General features: G+C 51.3%; 18 protein-coding genes. 7 read left to right on the top strand and 11 right to left on the bottom strand.

Translation table 11 applies throughout. From position 1 onward, the window contains the following. Positions 1–26: 26 nt before the first annotated feature. On the bottom strand, positions 27–1,871 hold the full coding sequence (gene typA / locus KNP64_RS01580; protein WP_214710549.1) for a translational GTPase TypA: 1,845 nt from the start codon (positions 1,869–1,871) through the stop codon (positions 27–29). 163 nt (positions 1,872–2,034) lie between these two features. On the opposite strand from typA, the gene KNP64_RS01575 reads away from it, so the two are divergent. Further along, complete coding sequence (locus tag KNP64_RS01575) at positions 2,035–2,211, top strand: hypothetical protein (protein ID WP_034777025.1); 177 nt, start codon at positions 2,035–2,037, stop codon at positions 2,209–2,211. Between the two features lie 61 nt (positions 2,212–2,272). Here KNP64_RS01575 and KNP64_RS01570 read toward each other — a convergent pair whose 3' ends face one another. The 3 genes from KNP64_RS01570 to KNP64_RS01560 all read right to left on the bottom strand — a co-directional run bounded on the left by KNP64_RS01570 (position 2,273) and on the right by KNP64_RS01560 (position 4,306). Then, positions 2,273–3,526 carry an inositol monophosphatase family protein gene (locus KNP64_RS01570; RefSeq protein ID WP_214763852.1) on the bottom strand — a complete coding sequence of 418 codons (1,254 nt, stop codon included), beginning with the start codon at positions 3,524–3,526 and terminating at the stop codon, positions 2,273–2,275. A 79-nt stretch (positions 3,527–3,605) separates the two neighbouring features. Continuing rightward, positions 3,606–3,794 (bottom strand): hypothetical protein, encoded by a 189-nt coding sequence (locus tag KNP64_RS01565; RefSeq protein ID WP_015881266.1) that lies wholly within the window; start codon positions 3,792–3,794, stop codon positions 3,606–3,608. A 245-nt stretch (positions 3,795–4,039) separates the two neighbouring features. Then, complete coding sequence (locus tag KNP64_RS01560; protein ID WP_034777021.1) at positions 4,040–4,306, bottom strand: UPF0223 family protein; 267 nt, start codon at positions 4,304–4,306, stop codon at positions 4,040–4,042. A gap of 172 nt (positions 4,307–4,478) precedes the next feature. Here KNP64_RS01560 and KNP64_RS01555 point away from each other — a divergent pair, with 172 nt between their 5' ends. Continuing rightward, entirely contained in the window at positions 4,479–5,960 is a 1,482-nt protein-coding gene (locus KNP64_RS01555; RefSeq protein ID WP_214791569.1) for an aminotransferase class I/II-fold pyridoxal phosphate-dependent enzyme, read from the top strand. A 107-nt stretch (positions 5,961–6,067) separates the two neighbouring features. On the opposite strand, the gene KNP64_RS01550 is transcribed toward KNP64_RS01555, so the two are convergent. Further along, entirely contained in the window at positions 6,068–6,391 is a 324-nt protein-coding gene (locus KNP64_RS01550) for a DUF3055 domain-containing protein (protein WP_052090094.1), read from the bottom strand. A 75-nt stretch (positions 6,392–6,466) separates the two neighbouring features. Between KNP64_RS01550 and aac(6') the strand changes: the two genes are divergently transcribed. Beyond that, the gene (gene aac(6'), locus KNP64_RS01545; protein WP_214763850.1) at positions 6,467–6,910 is read left to right on the top strand and encodes an aminoglycoside 6'-N-acetyltransferase; all 444 of its coding nucleotides are present in this window, start codon (positions 6,467–6,469) and stop codon (positions 6,908–6,910) included. Positions 6,911–6,927: 17 nt separating this feature from the next. Here the strand turns inward: aac(6') and lpdA are convergent, their stop codons facing one another. The 4 genes from lpdA to pdhA form a co-directional block, all read right to left on the bottom strand. Continuing rightward, positions 6,928–8,340, bottom strand: a complete 1,413-nt coding sequence (gene lpdA, locus KNP64_RS01540) for a dihydrolipoyl dehydrogenase (RefSeq protein WP_214710545.1) — start codon at positions 8,338–8,340, stop codon at positions 6,928–6,930. Positions 8,341–8,344: 4 nt separating this feature from the next. Beyond that, positions 8,345–9,637: a dihydrolipoamide acetyltransferase family protein gene (locus KNP64_RS01535; protein ID WP_214763849.1), complete on the bottom strand. Its 1,293-nt coding sequence runs from the start codon at positions 9,635–9,637 to the stop codon at positions 8,345–8,347. A 76-nt stretch (positions 9,638–9,713) separates the two neighbouring features. Further along, positions 9,714–10,691: an alpha-ketoacid dehydrogenase subunit beta gene (locus KNP64_RS01530; protein WP_034777010.1), complete on the bottom strand. Its 978-nt coding sequence runs from the start codon at positions 10,689–10,691 to the stop codon at positions 9,714–9,716. A gap of 3 nt (positions 10,692–10,694) precedes the next feature. Next, the gene (gene pdhA / locus KNP64_RS01525) at positions 10,695–11,780 is read right to left on the bottom strand and encodes a pyruvate dehydrogenase (acetyl-transferring) E1 component subunit alpha (RefSeq protein WP_034777009.1); all 1,086 of its coding nucleotides are present in this window, start codon (positions 11,778–11,780) and stop codon (positions 10,695–10,697) included. Positions 11,781–12,110: 330 nt separating this feature from the next. On the opposite strand from pdhA, the gene def reads away from it, so the two are divergent. The 3 genes from def to KNP64_RS01510 are packed head-to-tail and all read left to right on the top strand — an operon-like array spanning position 12,111 to position 14,490. Beyond that, positions 12,111–12,650 (top strand): peptide deformylase, encoded by a 540-nt coding sequence (gene def / locus KNP64_RS01520; RefSeq protein WP_021066993.1) that lies wholly within the window; start codon positions 12,111–12,113, stop codon positions 12,648–12,650. A 1-nt stretch (position 12,651) separates the two neighbouring features. After that, a complete protein-coding gene (locus KNP64_RS01515) occupies positions 12,652–14,277 on the top strand; it encodes an alpha/beta hydrolase (protein ID WP_138860322.1) in 1,626 nt (541 codons plus the stop codon). 30 nt (positions 14,278–14,307) lie between these two features. Continuing rightward, positions 14,308–14,490, top strand: coding sequence for a hypothetical protein (locus KNP64_RS01510; protein WP_138859672.1), 183 nt, complete (start codon positions 14,308–14,310; stop codon positions 14,488–14,490). On the opposite strand, the gene KNP64_RS01505 is transcribed toward KNP64_RS01510, so the two are convergent. Both KNP64_RS01505 and rnjA read right to left on the bottom strand, forming a co-directional pair. Then, the gene (locus KNP64_RS01505; protein WP_138859673.1) at positions 14,487–15,944 is read right to left on the bottom strand and encodes a phospholipase D family protein; all 1,458 of its coding nucleotides are present in this window, start codon (positions 15,942–15,944) and stop codon (positions 14,487–14,489) included. The two genes, KNP64_RS01510 and KNP64_RS01505, sit on opposite strands and share 4 nt — an antisense overlap. 66 nt (positions 15,945–16,010) lie before the next feature. Further along, the gene (gene rnjA, locus KNP64_RS01500; RefSeq protein ID WP_214763845.1) at positions 16,011–17,678 is read right to left on the bottom strand and encodes a ribonuclease J1; all 1,668 of its coding nucleotides are present in this window, start codon (positions 17,676–17,678) and stop codon (positions 16,011–16,013) included. 221 nt (positions 17,679–17,899) lie between these two features. Here rnjA and KNP64_RS01495 point away from each other — a divergent pair, with 221 nt between their 5' ends. Further along, positions 17,900–18,676 carry a Cof-type HAD-IIB family hydrolase gene (locus KNP64_RS01495; RefSeq protein WP_214791571.1) on the top strand — a complete coding sequence of 259 codons (777 nt, stop codon included), beginning with the start codon at positions 17,900–17,902 and terminating at the stop codon, positions 18,674–18,676. The last annotated feature ends 1 nt before the right edge of the window (position 18,677 follow it).

Below are 18,677 nucleotides of genomic sequence, written 5' to 3'. Positions count from 1 at the left end.
CGCCTAGGCGCTCCCTTTTTTCCGACTTATTCTTTACCAAGTTTACGACGCTTGTCAGCTTTCTCGCGCTCGTTCTTGTTCAAGACTTTTTTACGGAGACGGATCGACTCCGGCGTGATTTCACAGTACTCGTCATCGTTCAAGAACGTGAGCGACTCTTCGAGTGAGAAGACGCGTGGACGTTTCAAGACTTGTGTCGAGTCTTTTGATGAAGCACGCATGTTCGTCAACTGTTTCCCTTTGACGGCGTTGATGGCGAGGTCGACGTCACGGTTACATTCACCGATGATCATGCCCTCGTATACATCTGTACCTGGCTCGATGAAGATCGTTCCACGGTCTTCAAGGGCACCGATCGAGTAAGCCGTCGACTTACCAGGTTCGATACAAACCATGACACCGCTGCGGCGGCCGCCGATGTCAGCAGAGATGAACGGACGGTACTCTTCGAACGTGTGGTTCAAGATTCCGTATCCGCGTGTCGCTGACAAGAACTCGTTACGATATCCGATGAGGCCACGTGAAGGAACGATGAATTCCATACGTGTTTGACCGTTGTCGTTCGTGTTCATGTTGGCAAGTTCACCTTTACGGAGACCGATTGATTCCATGACTGAACCCGTGTACTCTTCTGGGACGTCAACGATAACGCGCTCGAACGGTTCGATCTTCGTACCATCTTCGTCTTCACGGATGATAACTTGTGGTTTCGAAACTTGAAGTTCGTAGCCCTCACGACGCATGTTCTCGATCAAGATCCCGAGGTGAAGCTCACCACGTCCTGATACGATCCATTGGTCAGGAGAATCTGTGTTCTCGACACGGAGTGAAACGTCCGTCTCAAGTTGTTTCATCAAACGCTCTTCGATTTTACGTGCCGTCACGAAATCGCCTTCGCGCCCTGCGAATGGAGAGTTGTTCGTCATGAAACGCATTTGAAGTGTTGGCTCATCGATGCGAAGGAGCGGAAGTGGCTCTTCTTTACCGACTGGCGTGACCGTCTCACCGACGTTGATATCTTCCATCCCGGCGATGGCGATCAAGTCACCAGCTTTGGCTTCTTCGATTTCAACACGTTTGAGGCCGAAGTAACCGAACAATTTAGTGACGCGCAATTGTTTGATTGATCCGTCTGTTTTGCAAAGTGAGACTGACTCGCCAACTTTGATTTTCCCACGGAAGACGCGACCGACACCGATCCGGCCAAGGTAGTTGTCATAGTCGAGCATCGTGACTTGGAACTGAAGCGGCTCATCCGAGTTATCGATTGGTGCCGGTGTGTTCTCAAGAATCGTGTCGAGCACGTACGTGATTGTATCTTCTTGCTTCTCTGGATCAGGATCGAACGAACTTGAACCGCTGACAGCAGACGTATAGACGACAGGGAATTCAAGTTGATCTTCATCTGCTCCAAGGTCGATCAACAAATCGACAACTTCATCGACAACGTCGAGTGGGCGTACCATCGGCTTGTCGATTTTGTTAACGACAACGATTGGACGGAGACCTTGGTCGAGTGCTTTCTTCAATACGAAACGCGTTTGTGGCATGCAGCCTTCACGTGCATCGACGACGAGGATAACGCCGTCAACCATACGCATGATCCGCTCAACTTCACCACCGAAGTCGGCGTGACCTGGTGTATCAACGATGTTGATGCGTGTATCTTTATAATCGATTGCCGTGTTTTTCGCGAGAATCGTGATTCCGCGCTCACGTTCGATGTCGTTCGAGTCCATGGCGCGTTCTGCGACCATTTCGTTTGTCCGGAAAGTACCAGACTGTTTCAATAATTCATCGACAAGCGTTGTTTTACCGTGGTCAACGTGGGCGATGATGGCTACGTTCCGAAGGTTAGTTCTTACATTCATGTAGTTAGTCCTCTCTTATTTAAAAAAGTTTCATCTTTTATTCAACTTTAAGAGTATAGCACACGTCCTACCACCTTTGTCGAGTGTTATCAACTGTTAACGTTTCCAAACGCATCATTTTTGACTACAATAAAGAAGACTAGAGAAAAAAGGGGGAATCTCCATGCAACTCATGTTCGTTTTAATCGCGACCGCAGTCGTCGCCGGTTTCGTCGGCATCGGAATTGGGGTGGCCGAAGGAAGTGCCGCCATCATCATCGGCAGTCTCGCCTTGAGCGGCATCGCCACGTTCTTCGGTATCAACTTACGCCGTCGCGTCCTCTCTGACCGACGTCCATAACAGAAGGCCCGGGCGCAGCGCCCGGGCCTTGTTTATGAGCTTGTTCTTCTGTCTGACACGCTTATAAGTCGCGTGTCAGACAGATACGGTCACGCAAGGCGAGCCCGTCCTCTTCGATTGGCGGATAACCATGGCTCGGGAAGTAGTCGCGCTCGACCGAGTCGAAGCGGAAGCCAGCTTGTTGATAAAATCGCAACTGGACGATGCTCGAGTTGCCCGTACAGACGAGCATCTGCTTCGCACCGCTTTGCTCGGCCCGACGAATTGCGTCTTGGAGCAGCCGTTGTCCGATCGTCTGGTTTTGCCGCTCCGGCTTGACGGCGATATTGACGAGCTCGAGCAGCGTTTCACTGCGCCGCACCAACATGTACGCTCCGACGCGTTCTCCGCCGAGCGTCGCTTCATATGTCTCCCCCGCTTCATACTGCTCACGCACCATCGCCTCGTTCGGATTGGCCAAGACGAGCAAGTCCCGGACACGGTCGTAGGAGCCGTTAATCTCAATCTGAAGATCAGGTCTCACTTCCGGCGCCGCCCCTTTGGCGATGACATAGTGTTTGACGACATCTTTGACGAACGTCTCGCTACCGGCAAGGACCGACGTCTTCCCGTCATAACGGACCGGCTCCCCGTAAATTGAGACGACTCTGCCTCCGACTTCCTCGACGAGCAGTTTTCCAGCCGCATAATCCCACGGCATATTCCGCATCGTGATGTACCCGTCGACCCGACCCGCGGCGAGCCACGCGAGTTCGAGCGACGCGGCGCCATGGGCCCGCGTGCCGACCGAGTCGCGCACGATTGGAGCGAGTACTTCCGGAGCGATCTGCTGATTCGGCGTGACCCAAGTCGCGTTCATACTCAGGAAGGCGTCACGGACATGATGTTCTTGGATGGCCGGAAGCTTACGACCGTTCAGCGTCGTCCCAACGCCGCGACGCGCCACGAACAGCTCATCCGCCATCACATCATAGACGAAGCCGTATTCGACGACCCCATCGATCATGACGGCCACTGAGATGGCGAACATGCGCTTCTGATGGATGAAGTTCAACGTCCCATCGATCGGATCGACAAACCAGACCGTTCCGGACAAGTCGTCCGGCCCTGTCGAGATCCCTTCTTCCCCGATAATGTGATGCTCGGGGTACGTTTCACGGATACGGTCGACAATCAACTGTTCGACGGCTCGATCGATTTCTGTGACCAAATCCCCTTTACCTGTCTTTCGTTCGATGCGATAGCTCTCATCGATTTTTTGCCGAATATATTCCCCTGCTTGTTTAATCAAGTCAATCGCGAACCATTCCAACATGTTTATCACCTCTACTATGTATTGTACCAAACAAAAACCAGTATCCGCATGGAATACTGGTTGAATGAGTGGTTGTGGGTCAGGCTTCGAGACGCAAAAGTTCTTGGCGATATTTCTCTAACCGATGCTTGCTAGCCTGGACAGTGGCATCGTCTTGTGACGCCATCGCATCGAAGAGAGTTGCCAATTCATAATCAATCTCTAAGCGCAGCACCGGAATCCGTTTTTCTGCGTCTTTTCTTTTGAATGCCTCGATCACTTGTTTCATGAGATGCCACACTCCTTTAGTTGGGCTACAAGTTACGGTTTAGTGAGTTGAATTGAGTATATCAGATGAGATTCAAAAAGGAAAGATAATTGTCTGACTATTTTGAATTTTTTATCTTAGTGAGTATATTCCCATTTCAACTGACGCTAAACCTGAAATAACTGTTAATAATATGTACCCTATTTAAAAGACAAATAACAAAAAAGCATGAGAAAACTGTTCTGTTCTCCCATGCTTTCCAGCAGTTACAATTTTATAATCTTTGCATTTGATTTTAGGGCCGCTTGGACCGTACGATAGGTAGAGTATCCGGTCTGTTCGTCGTGCACGGCGCTCAGTTGTTTTTCTTCTGATTTCGATGTCACGATTTGTTTGAACGACCGATACGCATCCAAAAACGTTTCGCGGTCGACACCGCCTTCATTGGCAAGGGCGACTTGATTATAGAACTCGACGACTTCTATGAGCTCATCAGTCGTCCAGTCCGGATTAATCGGATAGTTGATTTGCATATTCTTCACCTCGACAACCATTGTATCAACAAAAAAAACTATTGCAAGTTGGGATAGAAATCACTATAGTTTTTTTGTTGCATTGTTTTTTAAAACGAAACGTCTAAAATGACATGAGATTGAACCTAAACCGACAACCCATATACACACTGCTATCAAGGAGGACTTACTATTGAAACTTAAAGGTGCTACACAGCTCGAGACACCGCTCTTTGACACGTTGCTCACGCACGTGGACACGAATCCGATCGCATTCCACATCCCAGGCCATAAAGGCGGGAAAGGAATGGACCCTGAGTTCCGCGACTTCATCGGCGAGAACGCTTTGAAGATCGACCTGATCAACATCGCCCCGCTCGATGACCTTCATCATCCTAAAGCGGCGATTGCCGAGGCCGAGCGCCTCGCAGCCGAAGCGTTCCGTGCCGACGAGACGTTCTTCTCAGTTCAAGGGACATCAAGTGCCATCATGGCAATGATCATGGGCGTCGTCGGACCGAACGAGAAGATCATTGTGCCGCGCAACGTCCATAAATCTGTTATGTCCGCGCTCGTCTTGACCGGGGCCCACCCTGTCTTCATTCACCCTGAATATGATGAGACATACGGAATCGCCCACGGAATCACGGCAAGTGCCGTCGAACGCGCCCTCGAGATGCACCCTGACACGAAAGCCGTCCTCGTCATCAACCCGACTTACTTCGGGATCGCTGGTGATTTAGAACGGATCGTCGCCGTCGCCCATGCCCAAGACGTACCTGTCCTCGTCGATGAGGCACACGGTGTCCACTTGCCGTTCCACGACGAACTCCCGCTCTCGGCGATGCAGGCCGGCGCGGACGTCGCGGCAACGAGTGTGCACAAACTCGGCGGCTCGATGACCGGGAGTTCCATTTTGAACGTCCGCCGCGGACTCGTCTCACCAGAACGGATTCACGCGATGCTCTCGATGATCACGACGACATCGACGTCTTATCTTCTCCTCGCGTCGCTCGATGCGGCCCGTCGCCAATTGGCGACGAAAGGAGAGTCGATGAACGAACGTGCCCTCACGCTCGCACGTACGGCTCGTACGGCCATCGACAACATGCCGCACTTGTCGGTCTACGGTCACGCCGAACTTCATTCAGAGTCGACGTACGCGCTCGACGAGACGAAAATCCTCGTCTCGGTCCGCGAGCTCGGGATCACCGGCTTTGAAGTCGAGAAGTACTTGCGCGAGACGCACCGCATCGAAGTCGAGATGTCAGATCTGTTGAACGTCTTGTTCATCGTGACGAGCGCCGACGACGAGTCGACGATTCAAGCGTTGATTGACGGGATGCGTGACGTCGTATCGGTCTACGACCAGTCTGGAAACGATTCATTGTCGATCATGCTCCCTGAGATTCCGCCACTCGCGCTCAGCCCGCGTGACGCCTTCTACGAGGAAACGGAGACGATTCCACTCGAGAACGCCGTCGGACGCATCTCAGCCGAGTTCATCATGGTATATCCACCAGGAATCCCAATCATTATTCCGGGAGAGCTCATCACGACATCGACGCTCGAATATATTATGGCCAACATCGAGGCCGGTCTACCGGTCCAAGGTCTAGAAGACGAGTCGCTCCAAATGATTAAAGTCATCCAACAAACAAAAGCTATCCGCTAAGACGAAAGCGAGCCGGTCCAATGGACCGGCTCGCTTTGTGTCATCAGAAGAAAAGGTGGCTTATGATGATCGAATTGCTTCCCCTACGTTCCATTATAAGAAAACGCTTACATTTTTTCAAGGGGTGAATTTTCAGTTTGGTTGGATTCAGTCTCATTTTCAGTTAGACAAAGGCGTAAAAACTCGGCGACGTGTCCGGTGTCTCGCAAGGCGATGCCGAGCATCGGATAGAGCTGTCTCGGTTCTTCGAGCGCATGGACGTCAAGAAGGGCAGACTGTCCGGTCTGCATGCAGACGACGAGCACTTTCCCCATAAATTGATGTGTGTACACAAAACCGAAATCATAACGTGACGTCTCTGTCTCGATCCCCGTGAATCGGACGCGGCTCGTCTCAGAGACGGTGTATAACAATTCTTCATCGAACGCCATCATCGTTCCCTCCTTTCTCACTTCATTTGTTATTTTCCTTTATACTGAACGTACGAAACATAAGGAGGACGACTGATGAAGATTCGAAAAGCGAATGAACAAGATTGCCTTGTCCTGGTAGCTCTCATGCGACAACTATGGCCAGACGCACCCGTCGCTGAACTGACCCCTGAGGTCCGGCTCGGGATCTGCTCCGGCAAGATGCACTATTTTATCGTGGAAACGGATGAACCGGTCGGATTTTGTCAGCTCAGCTTCCGTCATGACTATGTCCCTGGCACCTCCACCTCCCCGACCGCGTTTATAGAAGGGATTTACGTCGTCGAAGCCGCGCGGCAGCAGGACGTGGCGACACGCCTCGTCGAAGCGGCCTCCGCGTTCGCCCGGTCGAACGGATGCGACGAGCTCGCTTCGGATACGGAAATCGAAAACGTCGGCAGCCAACAATTCCATGAACGGATCGGCTTTCAAGAAGTCGAACGGACCGTTCATTACGTGAAAAAGCTCTCTCGCGAGTAAGCGAGAGAGCTTTTGACTTATTTAACGACGTGGATTGGCATACCCATTGCGATTTCTGCCGCTTCCATTGCCATCTCACCGAGTGATGGGTGAGCGTGGATTGTAAGCGCGATATCTTCTGCAGTCATGCCTGCTTCGATGGCGAGACCAAGCTCGGCAATCATATCTGAAGCGCCTGTACCCGCGATTTGAGCACCGATCAAGAGACCGTCCTCTTTACGCGTGATGAGCTTCATGAAGCCGTCTGGCTCGTCGAGAGCGAGGGCACGGCCGTTCGCTGCGAATGGGAATTTCGATACAGTGATCTCAAGTCCTTCTTCTTTTGCGAGTGGCTCTGTGTAACCGACTGTTGCAAGTTCAGGGTCAGTGAAGACGACCGCTGGGATTGCTGAGTAGTCGAGGTATGCTGGCTTACCGGCAGCTGCCTCCGCCGCAATTTTCGCTTCGTAAGAAGCTTTGTGCGCGAGCGGTGGTCCTGGTACGATGTCGCCGATTGCGTAGATGTTTTCGTTCGACGTCTTGCACTGGTCGTCGATTTCGATGATGCCGCGGTCGCTGACTTTAACTTCCGCGTTTTCGAGACCGATGTCGCCAGTGTTTGGACGACGGCCGACTGTGACGAGGACGTAGTCCGCTTCAACAGACTGCTCTTCACCGTTCACTTCAAACTTAACTGTTACGCCGTCTTCTGTTTCCTCGACGCCTTTTGCAAGAGCGTTCGTGTGAATCGTGACGTTACCTTTTTGTTTGAGTTTCTTCTTGACGATTTGCGTCATTTGCGGCTCGAAGCCAGACAAGATGTCGCTTGCGCCTTCAACGACAACGACTTCTGTATCGAAGTTCGCGTACGCTGTGCCAAGCTCCATACCGATGTAACCGCCGCCGATGACGACAAGTTTCTTCGGTACTTCAGGAAGAGCCAATGCGCCAGTTGAAGAAAGGACGCGTTTTGACCATTTGAACGATGGGATCTCGATTGGTGTCGAACCAGTCGCGATGATCGCTTTTTTGAACTTGTAAGGAGTCGAGCTGTCTTCTGTGATAACACGAACTGTGTCTTCAGATGCGAAGAAAGCCTCACCTTGAACGATGTCAATCTTGTTACCTTTCAAAAGGCCTTTGACGCCGCCAGTCAATTTGTTGACGACCGACTGTTTCCAGTCTTGGACTTTTGTGAAGTCGACTGATACGTTGTCAGACGTAATCCCCATTGACGAGTGACCTTTTGCGTGCTGGAAGTTGTGACCAGCCGTGATCAACGCTTTTGATGGGATACAACCGACGTTCAAGCAAACGCCACCAAAGTTACCTTTTTCGACGATTGTGACTTTGAGGCCAAGTTGTGCGCCACGAATGGCTGCGACGTATCCACCAGGACCGGCGCCGATGACAAGCAAATCAGTTTCTTGTGCGAATTCTCCTACTACCATGTTCTTATCCCTCCATCATTAGAAGTGCTGGATCTTGAAGCAAGCGTTTCACCATGTTGAGTGCGTTTTGAGCAGTCGCACCGTCGATGAGGCGGTGGTCAAAGCTGAATGAGAGGGCGAGGACTGGTGCCGCGACGATCTCACCGTCTTTAACGACAGCTTTTTCAGCAATACGGCCGATACCGAGAATCGCAACTTCTGGGTGGTTGATGACAGGTGTGAACCATTGTCCGCCAGCAGAACCGATGTTCGTGATTGTGATCGATCCGCCTTTCATGTCGTCCCCAGCAAGTTTGCCTTCACGTGCTTTACCGGCAAGCTCATTGATGTTTGTAGCGAGTGCGTAGATTGACTTACGGTCCGCTTCTTTGACGACAGGAACAACGAGACCGTTGTCCGTATCGGCAGCGATACCGATGTTGTAGTAGTTTTTGTAGACGATCTCTTCGTTGACATCATCGATTGATGCGTTGATGGCTGGGTAAGCTTTCGCTGCAGCTGTCAATGCTTTAACGACGAATGGCAAGTACGTGAGTTTCACGCCTTGGTCAGCAGCCACTTGTTTGAACTCTTTACGGAGTGCGACTAGTTTCGTGACGTCGACTTCGTCCATGAGTGTAACGTGTGGAGCTGTATGCTTCGAGTTGACCATTGCTTTCGAGATCGCTTTACGGATTCCACGGATTTTCTCACGCGTTTCGAGTTCAGGCGTCGCTGACTCGTAAGGCTTGATTTCCGTTTTAGCAGCTGCTGCTGGAGCAACAGATTCTGTTTTCTCTGTTGTAGCTTCGGCTGTTGGTGCTTCACCGTTTGCGAATGCATCGATGTCTTCTTTCAAGATGCGGCCGTTGTCGCCAGAACCTTTGACTTCACGGATGTCGACGCCTTTTTCACGAGCGTACTTGCGGATTGAAGGCATAGCGATGACGCGCTCCGATTTGTGAAGTTGTACTTCACGCGGGCCGTCTTCTTTTACGTCTTCTTTCACGTCTTCCGTCTTCTCTTCAGCTTTTGGCTGTTCAGGAGCTGCTTCCTCTTCGCCTGCTGGCGCGTCACCTTCGATATCGAACGTGATGAGGACGTCACCGACGACCGCAACTGTACCTTCAGAGACTTTAACGTCTTTAACTGTTCCATCAACTGGAGCAGGGATTTCAACGACGGCTTTGTCGTTTTGAACTTCAAGAAGAATGTCATCTTCTTTTACTGTGTCCCCTGCTTTTACGAACCACTTGACGATTTCACCTTCGTGAATTCCTTCACCGATGTCTGGTAATTTAAATTCAAATACTGCCACTGGTTTTTCCTCCCATCAATTCATCATGTAAACACAACGAGGGAGACAATTCTCCCTCATCGTTACTTGAACACGATCAGAAGTTGATAACTTCCTTAACTTTTGCAACGACATCTTTATGGTCAGGTAACCATGCGTCTTCCCCTTGTGCGAAAGCGAAGACCGTGTCTGGTGCAGTTACACGAAGCACTGGTGCCTCGAGGTGAAGAATTGCGCGTTCTTGAATTTCAGTTACGACGTTTGCCGCAATACCTGCTTGACGTTGTGCTTCTTGAACGACGATGGCGCGACCAGTCTTTTTGACTGATTCTACGATTGTGTCGATATCAAGCGGGCTAACTGTCATAAGGTCGATGACTTCGACGTTGATGTCTTCTTTCTCAAGCTCTTCTGCCGCTTTGAGTGACGTGTGGACCATTGCACCGTAAGTGATGATCGAAACGTCAGTTCCTTCGCGCTTCACGTCTGCTTTTCCAAGCTCGATCGTGTAGTCGCCTTCAGGAACTTCGCCACGGAATGAACGGTAAAGTTTCATGTGCTCGAGGAATACGACTGGGTCGTTGTCACGGATCGATGCGATCAAAAGACCTTTAGCATCGTAAGGCGTTGACGGGATGACGACTTTAAGACCAGGTGTCTGAGCCATCAAGCCTTCAAGGCTGTCCGCGTGAAGTTCTGGTGTTTTAACACCGCCACCGAATGGTGAACGGATTGTAACCGGTTGGCTGTAAGCGCCGCCTGAACGGTAACGCATACGTGCCATTTGAGCAGCAACCGAGTCGAAGACTTCGAAAACGAATCCGAAGAACTGAACTTCCATGATTGGACGGAAGCCTGTGAGACCAAGACCGATTGCAAGACCACCGATACCCGACTCAGCGAGTGGCGTATCGAAGACACGGTCTTCGCCGAACTCATCTTGAAGTCCTTCCGTCGCACGGAAGACCCCACCGTTTTTACCAACGTCTTCTCCGAAGAGAAGTACTTTCTCGTCGCGCTTCATTTCTACGCGCATCGCATCAGTAATCGCTTGGATCATTGTCATTTGAGCCATAACTTACTTCGACTCCTTTGCTGTATATTCTTCAAGCTGCTCTTTCAAGTTTGAAGGAAGTGTTTCGTACATGTTGTTGATGAAGTCCGAAACTTTTTGTTTTGGTTCTTTGTCGGCGAGGCTGATCGCTTCTTTCACGTCTGCTTTCGCTTGCTCGATGACTTCGTTTTCCATGTCTTCGTTCCAAAGCTTCTTGCCTTCGAGGAAGAGGCGGAAACGTACGAGCGGATCTTTCTCTTGGTACTCTGTATCGAGTTCTTTCGTACGGTAACGTGTTGGGTCATCCCCAGCGAGCGTATGTGGTCCGTAACGGTATGTGAGTGCTTCGATGAGCGTCGGAGTTCCATCAAGTGCGTCTTTACGCGCTTGTTGTGTTGCGGCGAGGACAGCAAGAACGTCCATTCCGTCAACTTGAATTCCGTTGATTCCCGCTGCGACAGCTTTTTGCGCGATCGTTTTAGCTGCAGTTTGCTTCTCAACAGGTGTCGAGATAGCGAAGCGGTTGTTTTGAACGACGAAGATGGCTGGTGATTTGAATGCACCTGCGAAGTTCAATCCTTCGTAGAAGTCACCTTGTGATGAACCACCGTCACCCGTGTAAGTAATGGCGACGTTTGTGTTGCCGTTGCGTTTGAGGCCCATCGCCACACCCGCAGTTTGGATGATTTGTGCCCCGATGATGATTTGTGGCATCAAGACGTTGACGTCTTCAGGGATACGGTTACCTGCGACGTGACCACGTGAGAACAAGAACGCTTGATAAAGCGGAAGTCCGTGGAATACGAGTTGCGGGATATCACGGTAGCCTGGAAGAATCCAGTCTTGTTTGTCGAGCGCATATTGCGTCCCGATCATCGTTGCTTCTTGACCAGCCACTGGCGCGTAGAAACCTAGGCGTCCTTGACGGTTGAGCGAGATGGCACGTTGGTCCCAGATTCGTGTATAAACCATGCGGCGCATAAGCTCCTGAAGTTGCTCGTCCGTTACATCTGGCATTGCGTCTTGGTTGACGACCTCGCCCTTCTCGTCGAGAATACGGAACGTTTGGAAGTTTTCTTCCACGTTTTGAAGTACCTGAACGTTGTTCATTCGTTTCACCTCATCCTTTCAACTATGAGACAATTGTCTTTTTTGTGATCAAACACTACCTCAAATCTTAAGTGTATCTGTCCAAAAAAGCAATCTGTATTAACGTGATTCAGGAAAGTTACACTTATCCTGCCGTTTCCTAGTCAGTATAAAACGGGTTGTTATAATAACGCAAAAAATATGCTCACTCTATAAAAACGCTTACATCAACACATCTTTTCCCTTATTTCGCCTCTGTATCATTTTCATTTCACCTTCTGTACCATCTAAGCGAAATGACTAATAAATATGATATAATTGGTCATATCGCAATGGGAAAGGAAGTTTTGCATGTTAACGATGAAAGATGTGATTCGTGAAGGAGACGAGCGGCTCCGCGCCCGCTCAATCGAAGTGCCGGTCCCACCGACGGCAGAAGACCTCGCGCTACTCGACGAGATGGAGACGTTCCTCGTCAATAGCCAGGATCCAGAGATGAGCGCGAAGTATGAACTTCGGGGCGGTGTCGGCATCGCCGCACCACAACTCGGCGTCAATCGCCGCTTTTTCACGGTCCTGCTCCACGAAGAAGAAGAGACGTTCAAACTATCCATCTTCAATCCGAAGATTACGAGCCACTCGGTCGAACAGACGTACTTGAATGGCGGTGAAGGCTGTCTATCTGTCGACCGTGTCGTCAAAGGCAACGTGCCCCGATACCGACGCATCACGATTGAAGGGTTCGACCGTGACGGCGCCCCGATTAAATTGCGGCTCCGCGGTATGCGCGCCATCGTCTGTCAACATGAGCTCGACCATTTAGATGGGGTGCTCTTTTACGACCGCATCAACACGACCAACCCGTTAGAGACCTACGGTGAGCCGATTTGAGGTGACGAGCTTGAAAAAAAAGGCACTGTTGTTAGTATTCCCATTTCTGTTTCTTTTAATCGGGGGATGTGTCCGAATCGAATATGATGCGACCGTCCACTACGACCAATCGGTCACGTTAGAGACGACGTATGCTTTCCGTGACCATCCGGTCATGAAGCTGCTCAATTTGCGGCTCGATTGGGATACATGGAAACAACAGGCGAATGAGAATGGATATGCGACACGTGACTACTCGAGTGAGGACGATTACGAGGGCATGGTGCTGAAGAAGACGTTCGATCATGTCGATGACCTTCAAAACATCAAAGAAGAATGGAAAACCGGTCCGGCCGGTATCCTTGTCCCTCCCGATGTGAAATTCGATGTCGCAAAAGAGGACGGGATATGGTTTGACTCGTATGTGCTCAATACGAATCTCGACCTTCGGCTCGACCGTGTCGACCTACCCGGCGTGAATTTGAGCGGCTCGCCGAAGCAATTAGCAGAGCGGTACGTTCGTCAAGCCGATATTCGGTTCAATTTGACGGTGCCGACCGGCGTGTTCGTCGAAGACGGAACCGGACTCGATTTGCGTTCCATGAAACATGTCGAGTGGCAAGTGTACGGCGGCCGTCAAAACAACATGACACTCGTCGCCCACGTGCCGAACGTCAAAGCATGGATCATCACGATCGTCGTCGGCCTCACCCTCGCCCTGATCGGTTTTTTCGTCTGGCGGAAGTACCGCAAAAACGTCGGCAATCCAGACAAGACATCGATTCGGTCCCGTATTTTCGGTGGATTGATTCTCGTCTTGACACTCGCCTTGATCATCGTGACGATCCGCGAAGAATTGACGACCGAACGGAAGACCGAAGCAATTCGCCAAGCGGCCCAAACGGACGAGTTCATCCCGACGTTCGCCGTGCACGGGTTGCTCGGGACCGACCGCACATTCCTCCGCTTCTCGCAGTATATGGAACAGCGTGGATTGGCCAAAGATGGGGCGCTCTGTACCGTGACGGCGAAAGGTGCGGTCGACTGCGTCATCAACGACTATAATTCGATGCGACCGATTGTCCGGATTGAATATGAGGATGCCGAGGCATCGCTCAACAACCAGACGAAGTGGTTGAATGCGGCGATCGAACGCTATAAACAGGAACGAAACCGTTCGTTCGACCGGATGTATTTGATCGGCCACAGCATGGGCGGCGTCGCGGCAGCGAACTATATCTTGAATCAAGAAGACTACATCATCGACAAGTTCGTGACGTATGATAGTCCGTTCGCCGGGACACGCCTCGCCAACTTCGGTCTGTCCGCCAGTAATTTCGGGATCAATACCGGCAGTCCGGCCATCCGGGATTTGTCCCCGAGTTCTGACGGGCTGCAGGCGTTCCAAGAAAAACTGGAGACGTGGCCACGCTCTGTCCAAGTGTTCTCCTTCTCGGGACGCGGCGGCGAGTTCAACTTGATCGAACCATCCAGCTCGCTCCTACTCGAAGAATACACGAACAATATCGACACGGAGACCGTGCCGTACGATCACTTCTCGCTCCACCGGAAGACAGACGTCCTCCGGGAGACAGGACGCTTCTTGTACGAGTATTCGAACGAGTTTAACCCTGTCGAAACGAATTGACGAAAACCCGCCTTCTCATGAGGGCGGGTTTTGTTCGGTATCATGATTATAGGTACTCGTCCGGTCATCATCCTCGCATTACGTGGCAAGTTATTTGGATTGACCGGCGTCTGTCGACCGAAGCAAACGCCGGTGAAAGCCAAAATGACGTTCACCAACATCCACCATCCGCAAACAAAAACCCGCCTTCCTGCGAAGGCGGGTTCGACTTAATAGGTCATCGTCCACGTCAACTTCTGCAACCAATAAATCAAATACTTCCCGATTGGTAAATCGGTCTGAATCTCATCATAGGCGAGCGTGTACGTCCCTTGTTCGTTGTTCCATAGCTGTTTGAAGTAGCCGTCGACTTCGCGAATGAATTCCGTCTCCGTCGTCGTCACGACTTCAACGTCCGCTTCGAGGTTATAGTCGTTCATGTTGCGGGTCGTGTAGTTGCTTGACCCGATGACGACGACGCGACGGTCCCCTTCCACGTACAGCATCTTCGGGTGGTACTGCTCTTCGCCGACTTCGTACCACCGAATCTCGATTTGCTCCGGGTTCACCGTGTTCAATTCCGCGGCGACCGGCAAGTTCGGCAATCCTGACTTGTCGCGCCCGAACGCGTTCGTATTCGGGTCAAGAATCAGTTTGACGAAGACGCCGCGCTCGGCGGCCTCATGAATGGCTTGAATGATGTTTCGGTCGGCCAAGTAGAACATGCCGATCCAAATCGTCTCACCTGATTCCGCTTCTTCCATCGCCTTGATGACGGCGTCCTGAATCTTGGATTCCGTGACGTAGCGGATTTGCATCGGGCCTTCCGACGGCTCGTCGCGCAGATTCGCGAGTTTCTCCTCGCTCGGGAAGCGTTCGGCATCCCCTTTCGAGAACGTCGCGATCGCTTCCTCCCCTTCGAGGATGTCCGCTAAAATCGGGCCATCGAGCCGCACCCCGACGTTTGAATGATACCCGCTCGCATCGTGTGGGTTGGCCGATAAGACGAAGCCGTCATTCTCGGTCACCATCACTTTGCGGTGGTTCGCTTTCACGTTCAACAGCCGTAAATACGACCGGATCGTGATGTCCGGTGCCGATTTTGCCATCGGGTTCGGCAACCAGCCGTTCTGGCTGTCCCCGAACCATTGGAACCCGATCCGATACAGCGTCGAGTATAAGATGTTCGGGTCGCGGAGCGCATCGAGGTTCGTGTAGACGATCTCGGCGCCCGCTTCCTTCAAGACGTCGAGATGATCGGACGCGTGTCCGTTATACGTCGTATTGATCTCATCGGTGATCAAGACGACGTTCATGTCCGGATAGGCTTTCATCTGTTCGAGCAAGGCCGATGATAGACTGGCCGTGATGTCTGGATATTGTCGGTCTTCATTCGAATATGGGTTGAATAAGAAAAAGTCCATGACGATATATTCCCGTGCCTCGCGGATTGACCGCTCGACGTCTTGAAAGATCTCTTGCTCGTTCACTTCCGTGTCTTCCCCTTGATACGTCAAATCAAATAAAAAATCGATTTGGTCATCCGAAATCGCGACCGGTTCCGACGCACGCGACACGCCGTCCGGCAACGGTTTGACTTGATGGTATACCATCGTGATGAGGAAGAGTAAGGCGAATGCGGCCAGGCCCCATTTCAACCAACCTTTCTTCCGTTTCTTGCGTTCCATCCGGCACCATCTCCTTATATTGTAGTCCTCTAAAAAACGGGCTGTAGTCCCCTACAGCCCGCTCGGTCATACTTCCATGATGATCGGAAGAACCATTGGGTGTCTTCGTGTTTTTTGTGCCAAGTATGGCGTGAGTGTATCCGAGACGAGTTGTTTCAACTCCGACCACTTCATCTGTTTGTTCGACAACCCTTGCTCGACCGTCTTCTTGAGCAAGCGCTCGCCGTCACGAATCAAGCTGCCCGATTCGCGCATATAGACGAAGCCGCGTGAAATGATGTCTGGACCGGAGACGAGTTTACGCGTCTTGCCGTCAATGCTGATGACGACAACGACGAGCCCATCTTCTGAAAGGATGCGGCGATCGCGTAAGACGATATTGCCGATGTCCCCGATGCCGTTCCCGTCCACATAAACCGCGTTAGCCGAGATTTTACCCGTGATGGCCGCCGAGTCGGCGTCGACCGCGAGCACTTCTCCGTTATCCATGATGAAGCTGTTTTCTTTCGGGATGCCGACCGACTCTGCGAGTTCAGCGTGTTTCACCAACATGCGGTACTCGCCGTGAATCGGCATAAAGAATTTCGGGTTCAGCAAACGGATCATGAGTAATTGCTCTTGTTGCGAACCGTGGCCCGACGTGTGGATGTTCGTCAACTTGCCGTAGACGACGTCCGCGCCGGCTTTATACAATTGGTCGATCGTCTTCCCGACCGAGATGGCGTTCCCCGGAATCGGTGACGACGAGAAGATGACCGTATCGCCAGGAATAACTGATACTTGGCGGTGTGTCCCGTTGGCGATGCGACTGAGCGCTGCCATCGGCTCGCCTTGCGAACCAGTACAAAGGATTGCCACTTCGTGCGGCTCATAGTTCCGTAACTGATTCGCTTCGATGATCATGCCTTTTGGCACGTTGATGAAACCGAGCTCTTGCCCAATCGTCATGACTTTGTCCATCGAGCGGCCGAAAATGGCCAAGTGGCGGCCTGTTTCGGCACACGCATCGACGACTTGTTGCAGACGATAAATGTTCGAGGCGAACGTGGCGAAGATGATGCGGCCTTCCGCTTTCCGGAACGTCTCGCTGATCGTGCCACCGACGACTTTCTCACTCATCGTGAAGCCTTCGACTTCTGCGTTCGTCGAATCAGACAAGAGACAGAGCACGCCTTCTTTCCCGATGTCTGCCATCTTCGCGATGTCAGCCGGTTCGCCGACCGGTGTGAAGTCAAATTTGAAGTCACCCGTATGGACGATATTCCCTTGTGGCGTCTTCACGACGACACCGAGTGAGTTCGGGATCGAGTGGGTCGTCCGGAAGAACGAGATGCTCGTCTTACGGAATTTAACGATCGTATCCTCATCGATTTCGTGAAGTTCCGCTTCGCGGAGCAATCCATGCTCCTCTAACTTCACTTTAATCAAGCCGAGCGCGAGCTTCGTCGCGTAGATCGGCAATTTCACTTGTTTCAACAGGAACGGGATACCACCGATGTGGTCTTCGTGACCGTGGGTGATGAACACCCCTTTGACTTTATCTTTGTTTTTAATCAAGTACGAGTAATCAGGGATCACGTAATCGATTCCAAGCAAGTCATCCTCCGGGAACATGATGCCCGCATCGATGACGATAATCTCATCTTGGAATTGAACGACGTACGTGTTCTTCCCGATTTCTCCGAGTCCGCCTAAGGCAAACACAGCTGTTTGGTGGTTCTTTACAAACTTCATTTAATCTCTCCTTACTACAAGTAGTTGATGTTCATCTATGTGATACATAAGTGATTCTCGCTATAAAAATTATGCCTCCGTAAGATTCTTTCTTCATTATAGCTTATATTGTGACAATATTTCACTAATGACGTTAGATTGAGGGCGGTTTCTCAATTTCATGTTATGCTTTTTAGTATAAAACTGACTTCATAAAGACAGAGAAAGCATGGTGAAACAACATGGAAGATAAGAAAGTAGTCTTTTTTGATATCGATGGGACGTTGCTCCACGAAGGATCGTACATTCCACCTTCGACAATCAAAGCCATCGAACAACTCCGCGCGAACGGCGTCGAGACGTTTATCGCGACCGGTCGCGGTCCAGCGATGCTGTCGGATATCCCCGCGCAAGTCGGGATTGAGAGTTTCGTCTGTTACAACGGACAAATCGTCGTCCATCAAGGTGAGGTCGTCTACCGAAATGCCTTACCGACAGATGCTCTCCACCGCCTGACAACGCATGCCGGTTCGAACGACCACACGCTCGTCTACCTCGGCCAAGATCGGGGCGGAGCGACGAAAGCAAACGACCATGTCGTCGAACAGTCGCTTGGAGAACTCGATATGCCGATCCCGACTTACGAACCGAACTTCCATATCGAACAAGCCGTCTATCAGACGTTACTTTACTGTACACCAGAAGAAGAGCATCCTTACTTGGACGCGTACGGCGAATTTGATTTCATCCGTTGGCACCCCCACGCCATGGACGTCATCAATCGCGGGGCGAGCAAGGCCGATGGCATTCGCCACTTCATCGAGGCGAACGGGTACAGGCTCGAAAACACGTATGCGTTCGGCGACGCCTTGAACGACTTGGCTATGCTCGAATACGTCGGGACCGGTATCGCGATGGGCAACGCCCGGACCGAGGCGAAAGAAGTTGCCGACTTCGTCACAAAGTCGATTCTCGAGGATGGCATCGAGTACGGCTTAAAACAAATGAAGCTCATCTAAA

The sequence above is a fragment of the Exiguobacterium sp. s64 genome, assembly GCF_018618035.1.
Lineage (GTDB): Bacteria > Bacillota > Bacilli > Exiguobacteriales > Exiguobacteriaceae > Exiguobacterium > Exiguobacterium mexicanum_A.
Note: the sequence above shows the minus strand (reverse complement) of the source record. Positions and strands in the feature narration are given on the sequence as shown.

Bases quoted from the DNA above. Each gene is read 5' to 3' on its own strand.
- pdhA (WP_034777009.1), bottom strand. From the start codon at position 11,780: ATGAACAACGTTCAGGTACTTCAAAACGTGGAAGAAAACTTCCAAACG.
- KNP64_RS01550 (WP_052090094.1), bottom strand. From the start codon at position 6,391: ATGGCGTTCGATGAAGAATTGTTATACACCGTCTCTGAGACGAGCCGC.
- typA (WP_214710549.1), bottom strand. From the start codon at position 1,871: ATGAATGTAAGAACTAACCTTCGGAACGTAGCCATCATCGCCCACGTT.
- KNP64_RS01565 (WP_015881266.1), bottom strand. From the start codon at position 3,794: ATGAAACAAGTGATCGAGGCATTCAAAAGAAAAGACGCAGAAAAACGG.
- KNP64_RS01570 (WP_214763852.1), bottom strand. From the start codon at position 3,526: ATGTTGGAATGGTTCGCGATTGACTTGATTAAACAAGCAGGGGAATAT.
- KNP64_RS01495 (WP_214791571.1), top strand. From the start codon at position 17,900: ATGGAAGATAAGAAAGTAGTCTTTTTTGATATCGATGGGACGTTGCTC.
- KNP64_RS01505 (WP_138859673.1), bottom strand. From the start codon at position 15,944: ATGGAACGCAAGAAACGGAAGAAAGGTTGGTTGAAATGGGGCCTGGCC.
- lpdA (WP_214710545.1), bottom strand. From the start codon at position 8,340: ATGGTAGTAGGAGAATTCGCACAAGAAACTGATTTGCTTGTCATCGGC.
- def (WP_021066993.1), top strand. From the start codon at position 12,111: ATGTTAACGATGAAAGATGTGATTCGTGAAGGAGACGAGCGGCTCCGC.
- KNP64_RS01575 (WP_034777025.1), top strand. From the start codon at position 2,035: ATGCAACTCATGTTCGTTTTAATCGCGACCGCAGTCGTCGCCGGTTTC.
- KNP64_RS01560 (WP_034777021.1), bottom strand. From the start codon at position 4,306: ATGCAAATCAACTATCCGATTAATCCGGACTGGACGACTGATGAGCTC.
- KNP64_RS01530 (WP_034777010.1), bottom strand. From the start codon at position 10,691: ATGGCTCAAATGACAATGATCCAAGCGATTACTGATGCGATGCGCGTA.
- rnjA (WP_214763845.1), bottom strand. From the start codon at position 17,678: ATGAAGTTTGTAAAGAACCACCAAACAGCTGTGTTTGCCTTAGGCGGA.